Genomic DNA, 12,173 nt, shown 5'->3' on the forward strand with positions numbered 1-12,173 from the left:
GCCGCCCCCGCCGGACGGCAAGCCCAATATTCAAGACGCGCTATTTTCACTATCTTGGTGTGGCTTCCCCGCCTGCCGTTGGCGGGCAGGGACGCGACGGTCCGATGGTTCACCAGCGGTTTTTCGGCTATGGCTTCTGCTGTCGTAACGATGCGCGCCGCGTTGCGGCATTCGCGCCGGGGCCTGGTGGCGCGCCTGTTGCAGCTGCTGCTGGCCCTGGGCGTCGCGGTCGTTTCCTACCGGCTGGCCCCCACCGATTTCAAGTTCGCAACCCGGTTTCTCGTGGCCTGGGATGGGTTTGTGCTGAGCACTCTGGCTATCAGCTGGGCAACCATCCTGCAGACGCACTTCGCCGATATGCGGAGCATTGTGAAGTCGTTGCACCCCAGTCGTACCTGGGCGCTGTTGCTGGTGGTCACGTTTTTGTGCTGCACCGTCTGTATTGTGGCGGTGCTGCTGCTGCTGCACGACATCCGGCAACTGCCAATGGAAGAGCGCATCGAGCACATCCTGGTATCGGCGGTGGCAATAGTGGGCACCTGGTGCCTGATGCACACGCTGTTTGCGCTGCACTATGCCCACACCTATTTCAGCCTGCTGCCTGATATCAAGGAGAATGCCTGGCATACCGGGCTGGTATTTGCGGGCGCGCCGCCCGCCTCGTACTGGGATTTCGTCTACTTCGCCTTCGTGGTGGGCATGACCACCCAAACCTCCGACGTCACCGTGACCACGCTGCGCATGCGGCGGCTGGTGCTATTCCACAGCATGTTATCCTTTGCCTTCAACACCACCATTCTGGCCCTGAGCATTAATATCATCTCGGGGCTACTATAAAACCTGTGAAACGCTTGGCTGCTAACGACAATCCAGCAGCCAGGCGGCGGCCGCGTCATCGGCTTCGAAGGTGCGGTAGGTGTGGGGCAGGCTGCGCGAAGCCATGATGAACTGATTGGTAGCCAACCGGGTAAACACGTTGTGAGCCACCACGATGGCCCCGTAGCGGTAGCCGCTTTCGTGCACGGCGCGCGGCAGCCATTCGTTGGTCATCCAGTCCTGCTCGCTAGGGTTAAAAGGGGACATGTCGCGCTGGTCGACCAGCATTTTATCCCAGTTGCGGCGCTTCATGGCTTGCGCAGCGTGCGTGAGCAACGCCCGAAACTGAACGGCCTCGCGAACGCCGGCCCGGTACTCCAACCGGATGAAGCCGGCGGGCTCTTCCCAAATGCGCCCGGCGCTATTTTCAAAATACAGAGAACGACCGGGGATAAGCATCAATTAAACAGCAACAAAGCACAATCGACTGCCCAGCCGGGCGCTGGCCTGGGCGGCAGTCCGCTGGCTTAAACCGCAAACCGAGGCCGATGTTATTGGCCGGGTGGTTTTTCTAACGCTACGGCCGTCGTTTCGGACTTTAGGCTTCGTCCTTGGGAGCCTCGCCCCGGAAAGCGTCTATTTTGGCCACGGCGGGCAGCTTCACCGGCCGGTTTTCGCGGGCCGACTGGTAGATGGCTTCCATGATGCGCTGGTCCTGCAAGCCTTCCTCGCCGGGCGTGTAGGGCGTTTTGTTCTGGCGCACGCACTCGGCCATGTGGTCCATTTCGAGGGCAAACTGGTCTTTCTGCGGGTCGTTGGGCACTTCCTTTACCTGCTTGCCGCCGGGGGCGTGGGTGCGTTCCTGCCGCAGGCCATGGTACGGGAAGGCCGGGTCCATTTCGATGCTGCCGGTTTCGGCATACACCGTGTAGCTTTTGTTGTTGAAAGAGCCGTAGCCCGTCATGCACTGCGAAATCACACCGCTCGGGAAGCGCAGCGTAAAGCTCACGTTTTCTTCGATTTCCTTGAACCGGTCGTCGCCCGGCGTGCTGTAAATCTGGGCCGAAACCTCGGTCGGCTCCTCGCCCAGCAAAAAGCGCGTGGTGTTGAGGCAGTACAGGCCCACATCGGGCAGCGAGCCGCCGCCGGCCAGGGCTTTTTTATGCCGCCACTGCTGGTCGTGGGCCTGGTTTTGGGTGTTCATCATCTGCAGCATTTTGGTGGCGCCGTAGGTTTTGTCGCGCACCAGCTTCTGCACCTGGCGGTTCAGCGGTTCGTACTGAATGCGGTAGGCAATCATGAGTTTTTTGCCGGCTTTTTTGCAGGCCTCAATCATTTCCTCGCACTCTTTCACCGAGTTGGCCATCGGCTTTTCGCAGAGAATGTGCTTGCCGGCTTTCGCGCCGCGAATGGTGAATTCGTGGTGCATGGAATTGGGCAGCACGATATAAATCACCTCCACTTCGGGGTTATCCTTGATTTTGTCGTAGGTCTGGTACGAGTAGCAGCTGCTGGCCTTAATGCCGTACTGCTTCGCCACTTTGGCCATTTTGTCGGCGTCGCCGCTCACCAGAGCCACCGGTTTGGCGTGCTTGCTTTTGCCGAAGGCGGGCAATATCTCATTGAGTGTGAGGTGGCCCAGGCCCACCAGCGCGTAGCCCACGCGGCGGTCGGGCGCGTCGGGGTTGAGGGGTTCGGCACCTTTGGGGTCGGTGGGCGCTTCCAAGGGCGGCAGCTTGATGTCGAGCGGGCCGGTGACGGGCGGCGCAGCGGCTTCGACGGCTTTGTGGGCTTCGGCCGCGGCAATGGGCAGGGCACTGGCTACGCCCACGGCCAGCAGCCCCCGCCCGGCGTGGTTGATGAAGTGGCGGCGCGACTCATCGTAGCCGTTTTCGGCTTCGGCGCTGTAGGCGGTATTGAAAGCAGTGTTTTCCTGGAACATGGTTTTTGGCGGCGAAAGGCAGGGATTTAGTATCAGCAGCACTGCTTACGTGCCGGGGCCTGCCCAGAGTTGCCGCGCGCCGCCGCATGGTTGAGCTTAGTGCCCCCATGCTACGCAATCGATTCCAACCACCGAAACGCTAGTATATTTATAGCCCCGCATTGGGTTTTCTTAATTTTTCGACTTGCTGATGAAGGTTTTTACCCGCTCGTTTTTTCCCATTGCTATTGCTTTAGCCGCCGGCAGCCTGGCCCCGGCCCTGGCGCAGGCCCAAACGGTCACGCCCATTGGCACCATCCAGGGCACCGGGGCGCTGGCCACGGCGGGCACCTACACCATCGAGGGCGTGGTAACGGGTGTGTACGCCGACCTGAGCCCGGCCGGCTTCTACATCCAGAACGACGCGGCCAGCGCCGACGGCAACCCCGCCACTTCCGACGCCCTGTTTGTGGTACAAACCAACCCCACGGTGGCCGTGGGCAACCGCCTGCGCATCAGCGGCACGGTGCAGGAAGGCCCGGCCTCGCCTTCATACAGCCAGGCGGTGCTTACCGCGCCCACCATCACGGTTCTGGCGGCCAGCAGCCCGCAACCGGCTTTCTCCGTTATTAACAACACCACGTTTTTGATGGCCGATGCCGAGCAGTTCGAAGGCATGCGGGTGCAGTTTTCGGCTCCCGTCACGGTGTCGGATGTGGCGGCGCTGAAATCGCGCGGCGAGTTGAATATCTCCCTGCGCGGCCTCGTGTACCAGCCCACGCAATTTGTGGACCCCAACGACAACCCCGCCAGCGGCACCAGCAGCAGCGGCACCACCAACGTGGCTGCCGTGAACGCCTACCAGGCCGATAACGTGAACAAAAGCCTGCTGCTGGATGACGGCCGCGCCACCACCAACCCCACGCCCATCCCCTACCTCGACGCCGCCACCCAAACCGTGCGGGCGGGCAGCACCGTGGCCAGCCTGCGCGGCATCATGGGCTACGGCAACAGCAAATGGCGCATTCAGCCCCTGGCCGGGGCCGACGCGCCAAACGTTGTGACGGTGCGCCCCCCGGTGCCCACCTTCGGGCCGATTGACGTGAAAATTGCCAGCATGAATGTGCTCAACTTCTTCAATGGCAACGGCCTGGGCGCGGGCTTCCCCACCTCACGCGGGGCGCTCACCTTTGATGATTTCCAGCGCCAGCGCAGCAAAATCCTCGTCGCCATCTCCCAGATGAACGCCGACGTGGTGGGCCTGATGGAAGTGGAAAACGACGGCACCGGGGCCAACTCGGCCGTGCAGGACCTGGTGAATGGCCTGAACCAGCTCATGGGCGCGGGCACCTACGCTTTCGTGAACGACGGCGGGGCCAACGCCCAGCCCAACGATACCGACCTAATTCATTGCGCCATCCTCTACAAGCCGGCAGCCGTGACGCTCTCCGGCCCGGCCATGCTGGTTACTGCAACCGGCATTTTTGAGCGGCCGCCGCTGGCTCAGATTTTCATTACCAACCGCGCCACGGCAGCGGCCCGCGACACGTTTGCCCTCGTCGTCAACCACCTCAAGTCGAAGGCCAGCGGCACCGGCGCCAACGCCGACCAGGGCGACGGCCAGGGCCCCTCCAACCTGCGCCGCAAGGGCCAGGCCACGGGCCTGGTGCAGTTCATCAACAATACCGTGAAGCCCGCCGGCACGCGCTACGTGGTGAGCGTGGGCGACTACAACGCCAACTACGAGGAAGACCCAATGGACATTCTGCGGGCCGCCGGCTTCGTGCTGCCCAGCCCCGCCAGCAGCGCCTCCTACCTGTTCAGCGGCTTGAGCGGTAGCCTCGACCATGCCGTGCTCAGCGGCAACCTGGTGGGCCACGCGGCCGTGGAAAAGTGGCACATCAACGCCAGTGAGCCCGAATTCCTGGAGTATGACATCGCCGGCGCGGCCACCGACATTACCAGCCCTTTCCGTTCCTCGGACCACGACCCGGTGCTCATTGGGCTGAACTTCCGCACCACCGTCACGGCCACCGGAAAGGCCACCACGGGCGGAAAAATCGACGTTTTTCCGAACCCAACACCCGGCGCGTTCAACCTCCGCCTCAGCGGTTTTCCGGCCCAGCCCATGACGCTGGAAGTGGTGTCGGCCCTGGGCCAGCGCCTGCTCACGCTGCGTGGCACGGCCGAGGAGTTGCAGGCTGAAATCGGGCTGCGCACGGCGCGGCTGGCGGCCGGCACCTACGTGCTGCGTTTGAGCGGGGCCGGTTTCAGCCAGGTGCAGCGCGTGGTGAAGCTGTAGCTTTGCCTAGGCAAAATGACTCGCTCGAATCTGTGAAGAAGAACGTCATGCTGCGTGCAGCATGACGTTCTTCTTGTTTATAAAAACCGCCCCAATGGCCATTAAGCCCCGCCGCAAGCCCACTGTCCTCCGCAAACCCACTCATTTTCCCGAAGACAACGTGGCTGAGCGCTGGGATGCCCGCCACCTGCGGGGCCACACCGAGTTCGATGAGTTTCGCTTCGTGAACTGCGATTTCAGCGGGGCCGATTTGAGCCGGCTGCGCTTCACCGACTGCCTGTTTGAGCACTGCAACCTGAGCTCGGCCAAGCTGGCGGGCACGGCCCTGCAAAATGTGGCTTTCGCCGATTGCAAGCTGCTGGGCCTGCAGTTCACGGCTTGCCGCGACATGCTGTTCGGCGTGCATTTCGACCAGTGTCAGCTGCGCTACGCCTCGTTTGCGGGCCGCGTGATGCCGGGCACGCGCTTCGTAGGCTGCCCGCTGGAAGAAGCCGATTTTGCCGATGCCGACCTCTCGGCAGCCGTGTTCCAAGACTGCGCACTAGCGGGGGCCGTGTTCCAAAACACGCGGCTGGCGGAGGCCGACTTTCGCAGCGCCAGCGGCTTCGTTATCGACCCCGAAAGCAACGTCATCACCGGCGCGCACTTCACGCTGCACGGCCTGCTGGGCGTGGTAGCCAAGTACAATCTGGTGGTCGAATAGCCTGTCCTTTGGCAACGGCTGAACTTCCGGTTTCGATTTCGGCTAGTAGATTGCGATAGAATTCCCATCTATGCCCGAAAGCCGCCGTGTGATGAACAGACGGCCCCTTACTTTCGGTTAATTGTCAGCATCCCGCGCTGTGGTACGGCTGGGCCATCGGGCCCACGTTATCGGCCGGGTCAGAACCTGTTGCCGTTGGCCCTACTGGCCGGCGCGCGGGTATTTTCTCATTTCGCTACAACGACCAGATGGCCAATCGCCGCGCTTCCATTACCGACCTGGCTAAAACGCTGGGCCTCTCGCCCTCCACCATTTCCCGCGCCCTCTCCGACCACGACGACGTGAGCGAGGCCACCAAGGCCCGCGTGCGTAAGCTGGCCGAGGAGTTGCACTACCAGCCCAACCAGCTGGCCGCCGCCCTGCGCCGGGGCCGCAGCAACACGCTGGGCGTGCTGGTGCCGCACATCACCGGCCATTTTTTCCCGCTGGTGGTGAACGGCATCGCCACCGAAGCCGCCAAGCTGGGCTTCAACGTGATGATTTGCCAGTCGAACGAAGACGCTCGGCAGGAGCAGAAAAACATTGACCTGCTGATGAACTCGCAGGTTGAGGGCATCTTGGTGTCATTGGCCAACACCACGCAGAGCTTCGAGCATTTTGAGGCCGTGCGCCAGCAGAACATTCCGCTGGTGTTTTTCGACCGCATGGTGGAGGATTTCCAGGGCAGCAACGTGAGCGCCGTGGTGATTGACGACTACCAGGGCGCGTACCAGGTGGTGACGCACCTCATCGAGCAGGGCTGTACGCGCATTGCGCACTTCACCGGCCCGCTGCACCTGAGCATCCACAAAAACCGCCACCAGGGCTACCGCGACGCCCTTACGGCCCACGGCCTGCCCATCGACGAGGACCTGATTGCCTGCTTCGACATGAACCAAAAGAGCGGCGCCCAGGCCATGCGCCAGCTCCTGAAGCTGCCCCAGCGCCCGGACGCCGTGTTTTCGAGCAACGACCTGGCGGCCGTGGGCGCCCTGCAAGTGGTGAAAGCCCAGCGCCTGCGCGTGCCCGAGGACGTGGCCATCGTGGGCTTTAGCAACGAGATGTTCACCTCCCTCACCGAGCCCATGCTCAGCAGCGTGGACCAGCGCTGCGAGCAAATGGGTAAAACGGCGGTGCAGCTGCTGCAAAAAATGCTGAAAAGCGGCCCCAACCGCACCGGCCCACCCAAACCCATCGTACTGAAACCCAAGCTACTGGTACGCGAGTCTTCGCAAAAGCGGCGGTAGTGGCTCTCGCCTGTCATCCTGAGCGGAGCGAAGGACCTTATCACGTCAAACTTATTTGAGCGTGATAAGGTCCTTCGCTCCGCTCAGGATGACAGATAGCCGTCATTACTTCAAAAGCCGTAGGAAGCCATTTGTGCCGTTTCGCTGTTATTAATGGCGAAATCCTCCTGCTGCCCAATGCCTGAAGCCACCTCCACTGTCCCTGCTCCTCCCGCCAAAGTCACACTCTGGACCCCGTTCATGTACGCCCTTTTCCGGGCTATCTGGATTGCGGGGCTGGTGTCAAATGTGGGAACCTGGATGCAGAACGTGGCCGGCGTGTGGCTCGTGACCACCCTCACCACCTCGGCCCTGCTGGTGGCGCTGATGCAGACGGCCACTTCGCTACCGGCCTTTTTACTGAGCATGCCGGCCGGCGTGATGGCTGATTTGGTGGACCGCCGACGGCTGCTCTTGCTCACGCAGGGCTTCATGGCGGTGGTGGCTACCGCGCTGGGCGTACTTACGCTGAATAACGGCATTTCGGCCTATGGCGTACTGGGTTTCACGTTTTTGCTAGGCATGGGCGCGGCCCTGAACGCCCCCATCTGGCAGTCAATAGCCACGGAGCTGGTGCCACGCCCGGCGCTGGGGTCGGCCATCACGCTGAACGGCGTGAGCAACAACATTGCGCGGGCCATCGGGCCGGCCATTGGCGGGGCCATCATTGCGTATTACTCGGCGGGCTGGGTGTTTTTGTTGAATGGCGTGTCGTTTCTGGGCACCTGGGCGGTGGTGTATTTCTGGAAGCGCCAGCCCACCGTGACCAGCGGCCCGGCCGAAAACTTCATCGGCGCGCTGCGTGCCGGGATGCGCTACGTGCAGTATTCGCCGGCCATTTATGGGGTGTTGGTGCGCACGTTCGCATTTTCGTTTGGGGCGGCGGCCATGTGGGGGCTGGTGTCGGTAGTGGTGGCGCGGCGGCTGCACCTCAGTTCCGGGCACTACGGCGTGATGCTCTCCTGGCTGGGCGCGGGAGCCGTGACCGGGGCCATCATCATGGGCCGGGCCGGCTCGCGGCTCAACTTTAATCAGCGCGTGCTGCTGGGCGTGCTGGCCTTCGTGGGCACCAATACGGCGCTGGCGCTGGTCAATCAGATTTACATTTTGTACGCGGTGATGTTCGTGTCGGGCATTGCCTGGCTGCTGGTGATGACCAGTTTCAGCACCACCGTGCAGCTGAGCGTGCCGCGCTGGGTGCAGGCCCGGGTAATCAGCGTGTACATGCTGGTATTTCAGGCCGGCTTGTCGGTGGGCAGCCTCGTGTGGGGCGAGCTGGCCGACCACCTCACGCTGGAGATTTCGCTGCTGGCCGCCGCCGGCTGGATGCTGGCCAGCACCCTGCTGGCCCTGCCCTTCCCCATGCGCTCGGCCGAGGGCCTGAACCTGGACCCCGCCGACGACCGGCCGCACACCGTGGGCAGCGGCACCATCGACCCCGACGACGGCCCCGTGCTCGTCACCATTGAGTACCGTGTTGAGCCGGAAAACTGGGCCGCTTTCCACACGGCCGCTGAGCAGCTCAAGCGCCTGCGCCTGCGCGACGGGGCCTTGCGGGCCGGGGTGTTTGCCGATGTGAACGACCCCACGCGCATTTCCGAGTTTTTTTACCTGGCCACCTGGGGCGAGCACCAGCGCCAGCACCACCGCTTCACCCGCGAAGACCAGGTGGTAGAGGCTGCCGTGCGCCGCTTCCACTCCGGCCCCGAGGCACCCCGCGTAACGCACCTGCTGGCCTTCCCCAACACCTCTAACGTGGAAGAAGCCACGCCCATCGCCACCCTGGAAAGCCAGCGCTGAGCGGCAGGATTTACTTCCGCGGCCGGCGGCGATGCTCATCAAGCCAGGCATTGGCCGCGCCTTCGTCGATGAAGCGGGCGTACTGAAACGGGTCGGTGGCGTTGGGGGAGTGAAGGGGCAGGCCGGCTTCCTCTTCCAGCTCGCGCAGGTGGTTGGGCAGCACTAGGAAGGCCACGCACAGCCGGCCGCCCAGTTCGCGCTGCACCTTGGGCAGAAAGCTGGTCACGACCCATTCGGGGCCGTTGCGGCGGCGGTCGACGCGGCGGCGGGCGTCCACAAGCCAGTGCGGGCAGTTGTGCTCCAGCGCGGCTAGGCGCATGGTTTCGTAGCCCTCGCGCAGCTGCTCATCGGTAATGGAACACAGCCAACGGCCAATCAGCAGGCAGGAATCCGGCCGGTAGGCGACTTGTAAGAAAGCAGTAGAAGCTAATTCCTGGTACATAACCGGCGGCAGAAGAGGCGGCCAAAGCTACACAAAATAGCTCGGCAATAGCACGGACATCGGCGTGCCCAAACCACCTGGGCCCGCCGTTCAGCTACGCCGGGTTGCTGACCGGATTCCGCTCCCAAAGCTGTTTCAGAAACTCCTGCTCGGCCAGCCACTGGCCCTGCCGCCCCAGCAGCCACTGCTCCGATTTTTCGTCCTGCTCCGTTTCGGCAACGTGGCCCAAAGGCTTGAGACGGCCGGCCGCAAAAGCCAGGCAGGCCCGGAAATCCTCGGGCTCCAGCGCGGGATGCTTGGCCTGGATTTCATCAGTAGTCAAGCCGGAAGCCAGCCAATCAAGCACTTGCCACACGGGATAGCGCAGCCCCCGCACGGTGGGCTGCCCTTCACAAATAGCCGGATGAATGGTGATGCGGGGAATGGCCGGAAAATTCATGCATCCAAATTACAGCGACGCACCCAAGTGCGCAACTCACGGCGCTGCTACAGCAATTTCTCCAAATCGCCGGGGCGGTTGATGCGCAGCGGCGCTTCGGCTTCGCTGAGCTGGCCGAAACCGTAGGTGGCGAAGATGAACGGCACACCGGCGGCCTCGCTGGCGGCCAGGTCGCCGGGCGTATCGCCCACGTACACGGGCGCTTGCAGGTCATATTCGGCCATGATTTCGCGGATGTTCTCCGACTTCGGCAGCAGCTTGGTACCGAAGCACTGGTGGCCTTCAAAGTAGCGCTCCAGTCCGCTGTGCTTGAAGAACCCTTCCACGTAGCCCCGCTGGCAGTTGCTCACGATGAACAGCCGGTAGCCCTGGTTCAGCAGGTAGCGCAGAGTGATTTCGAGGCCAGGGTAGAGCGCGCCGCCGTGCTCCACGGCGGCGGCCAGCTCTTGCCGGGCGCAGAGGGCGCGGTATTCTTCCAGCTTTTCAGCCGGGAGGTTGGGGAACAGGCGCTCGTAGACCACGGTGTAGGGCTGGCCGGTCACGGCTTGCACCTGGGCCAGGGTCACGTCGTTGTCGATGTAGTCGACGCTGATTTTGGCGGCCTGAAAGGCTTTGGTGATGGCCGCCGAGGCATCCCATAAGGTGCCGTCGAGGTCAAAGATTACGCTGTCGAATTGGTTGGGCATTGGGCAAGGAAAACGGGCCGGGCGAGTGGTTTTGCCCGGTTCCTAACCGGCAGGAGTGCGCCGGGGTTCTTATTCATACAAATCCTGTGGGTCGGCGGCGGCCAGCTCTACCAGGAATTGGGCAATGTTGGTGGTCACGACTTCGAGGAAAGCCGCGCCTTTTTCGGCCGTAGCGGCGGCCGGGTTGCCCACACCGGTATCGGCCGAAACCTGGCTCCATTCGCGCTGCGCCCAGGCCCAGCCCTGGCGTAGCGCCGCGATGCGGAATTGCTTGGCCGCGCCGTCGCCGGCTTCGCTCAGGGGGCTCACCAAATCGGGCGTAAGGTGCAGCATCACGCTGGTTTCCAGCTCGTCGGCGTGGTCGCCGGGGGCCGAGAAATACTGGTTGCGGTCGGCGGCCTTGAACCAGTTGAGGGTGCTGAGGAAAACCGTGGGGAAGTCGGCTTGCAATTCCCGCAGAATCTGGCGGAAGTCGTTGCCGCCGTGGCCGTTCAGAATCACTAGTTTCGGAATACCCTGCCGGGCCAGCGTGTGCACAATGTCTCCCAGAATAGCCAGTTGCGTGCTGGGGTTCAGGTTCATATCCAGGGTGATGTCGAGCTGGCCGGTATTCACCCCAAACGGGATGCACGGCAGCACCACCACCTTGGCACCCTGGTCCCAGGCCTTGCGGGCGGCCTCGGCAGCCACGTAGTCCGACTGGATATTGTCGGTGGCGTAGGGCAGGTGGTAGTTGTGCGCCTCGGTGGCACCCCAGGGCAGTATCACTACTTCGTAGTTGGCTTCCTTAACGGTTTTCCAGGTGGTTTCGGCGAGGATGTAGGGACGTGGGGCCATGGTCGAACAGTAAAAGAGTGATAAGAAAAGAGCTGCGCTCGCGGCTTGTTGCCGCTACCGGCCTTCGCGCAGCAGCTGCCACTTGGCCCGCGTGTAGGCAATACGGAAGCCGTGGCGCTCGGCGTTGCGCTGCGACTGGCTGCCGGGCAGCGCCCCCATCATGGCCAGGGTGCAGCCGTGGGCCGCCGCGTGGTGCAGCCGGGCCGCCAGCAGCGCCGCCTGGGCACCCCGTCGGCGCCCGATGGGCACCGTGCTGGCCCCGGCCAGCAGGGCCACGCCACCGTGGATGTACAAGCTGGCCGTGGCAATGGCCGCGCCCTGAGCTTCGGCCACAAAGCACGTCATGCCCGCGCTCTGGGCACTGACGGCACCCAGCTCGCGCAGAAAAGCCGTCAGCTCAGGTGCTTCTTCCAGCCAGCCGGCAGCGGCGGTACTGGCCCAGGCATCGGCTTCTTCCGGACTGACAATGCGGGTGCGGATGTCTGAATGCGGGGGCTCAGGCGCACTGGCAATGGTCAGGTCCTGGTATAGCACACTGGTGAATTCGATGGGTTGGTAGCCGCGTGCGCCCAGTAGCGGCAGCAGCGCGGGGCTGGCCAAGGGGCTTATCTCGTGCAGCACCGGAGCCTGCCGCGCCGCAAAAAAGGCCTCGATGCGGTCCAGGTCGGCGGCCGTGGTTTCCTCAAACAAGCCCAGGCCGAACGTTTGCGTGAGCGGCGAGCCCGGGCCGTCAAACAGCACGTAGGCACCGGCTATGGCCTGCCATTCTGCCCCGCTTTCTGGAAACATACGGGCACGGGCTTCCACAAACGCCGCGTTGCTGCGGGCTTCGGTCAGCTCCAGGCGCTGCGCCAGGTTGTGGTCGGAGAAAGTCATAACGAAATTTGAGGCAGCCGAGCAGG

At 63.0% G+C, this 12,173-nt stretch carries 12 protein-coding genes; 5 read left to right on the plus strand and 7 right to left on the minus strand.

Going from position 1 to position 12,173, the window contains the following annotated elements; genetic code table 11:
* Positions 1-129: 129 nt before the first annotated feature.
* A complete protein-coding gene (locus tag ACYVM5_RS08450) occupies positions 130-837 on the plus strand; it encodes a DUF1345 domain-containing protein (protein WP_460617691.1) in 708 nt (235 codons plus the stop codon).
* A 21-nt stretch (positions 838-858) separates the two neighbouring features.
* Here the strand turns inward: ACYVM5_RS08450 and ACYVM5_RS08455 are convergent, their stop codons facing one another.
* Positions 859-1,278 (minus strand): hypothetical protein, encoded by a 420-nt coding sequence (locus ACYVM5_RS08455; RefSeq protein ID WP_460617692.1) that lies wholly within the window; start codon positions 1,276-1,278, stop codon positions 859-861.
* 136 nt (positions 1,279-1,414) lie between these two features.
* A complete protein-coding gene (locus tag ACYVM5_RS08460) occupies positions 1,415-2,758 on the minus strand; it encodes a Gfo/Idh/MocA family protein (RefSeq protein ID WP_460617693.1) in 1,344 nt (447 codons plus the stop codon).
* Positions 2,759-2,948: 190 nt separating this feature from the next.
* On the opposite strand from ACYVM5_RS08460, the gene ACYVM5_RS08465 reads away from it, so the two are divergent.
* The 4 genes from ACYVM5_RS08465 (at position 2,949) to ACYVM5_RS08480 (ending at position 8,867) form a co-directional block, all read left to right on the plus strand.
* Positions 2,949-5,039, plus strand: a complete 2,091-nt coding sequence (locus ACYVM5_RS08465) for an ExeM/NucH family extracellular endonuclease (RefSeq protein ID WP_460617694.1) — start codon at positions 2,949-2,951, stop codon at positions 5,037-5,039.
* A gap of 94 nt (positions 5,040-5,133) precedes the next feature.
* Complete coding sequence (locus ACYVM5_RS08470; RefSeq protein ID WP_460617695.1) at positions 5,134-5,742, plus strand: pentapeptide repeat-containing protein; 609 nt, start codon at positions 5,134-5,136, stop codon at positions 5,740-5,742.
* A 248-nt stretch (positions 5,743-5,990) separates the two neighbouring features.
* Positions 5,991-7,028 carry a LacI family DNA-binding transcriptional regulator gene (locus ACYVM5_RS08475; RefSeq protein ID WP_460617696.1) on the plus strand — a complete coding sequence of 346 codons (1,038 nt, stop codon included), beginning with the start codon at positions 5,991-5,993 and terminating at the stop codon, positions 7,026-7,028.
* 177 nt (positions 7,029-7,205) lie between these two features.
* On the plus strand, positions 7,206-8,867 hold the full coding sequence (locus ACYVM5_RS08480) for an MFS transporter (RefSeq protein ID WP_460617697.1): 1,662 nt from the start codon (positions 7,206-7,208) through the stop codon (positions 8,865-8,867).
* Between the two features lie 10 nt (positions 8,868-8,877).
* On the opposite strand, the gene ACYVM5_RS08485 is transcribed toward ACYVM5_RS08480, so the two are convergent.
* The 5 genes from ACYVM5_RS08485 to ACYVM5_RS08505 form a co-directional block, all read right to left on the minus strand.
* The gene (locus ACYVM5_RS08485; RefSeq protein WP_460617698.1) at positions 8,878-9,309 is read right to left on the minus strand and encodes a hypothetical protein; all 432 of its coding nucleotides are present in this window, start codon (positions 9,307-9,309) and stop codon (positions 8,878-8,880) included.
* A 94-nt stretch (positions 9,310-9,403) separates the two neighbouring features.
* A complete protein-coding gene (locus ACYVM5_RS08490) occupies positions 9,404-9,748 on the minus strand; it encodes a DUF433 domain-containing protein (protein WP_460617699.1) in 345 nt (114 codons plus the stop codon).
* Positions 9,749-9,795: 47 nt separating this feature from the next.
* On the minus strand, positions 9,796-10,434 hold the full coding sequence (locus ACYVM5_RS08495; RefSeq protein ID WP_460617700.1) for an HAD family hydrolase: 639 nt from the start codon (positions 10,432-10,434) through the stop codon (positions 9,796-9,798).
* 69 nt (positions 10,435-10,503) lie between these two features.
* Positions 10,504-11,271, minus strand: a complete 768-nt coding sequence (locus tag ACYVM5_RS08500) for a creatininase family protein (RefSeq protein ID WP_460617701.1) — start codon at positions 11,269-11,271, stop codon at positions 10,504-10,506.
* Between the two features lie 54 nt (positions 11,272-11,325).
* Complete coding sequence (locus ACYVM5_RS08505) at positions 11,326-12,147, minus strand: GNAT family N-acetyltransferase (protein ID WP_460617702.1); 822 nt, start codon at positions 12,145-12,147, stop codon at positions 11,326-11,328.
* Positions 12,148-12,173 lie beyond the last annotated feature (26 nt).

The sequence above is a fragment of the Hymenobacter ruber genome (genome assembly GCF_054783255.1).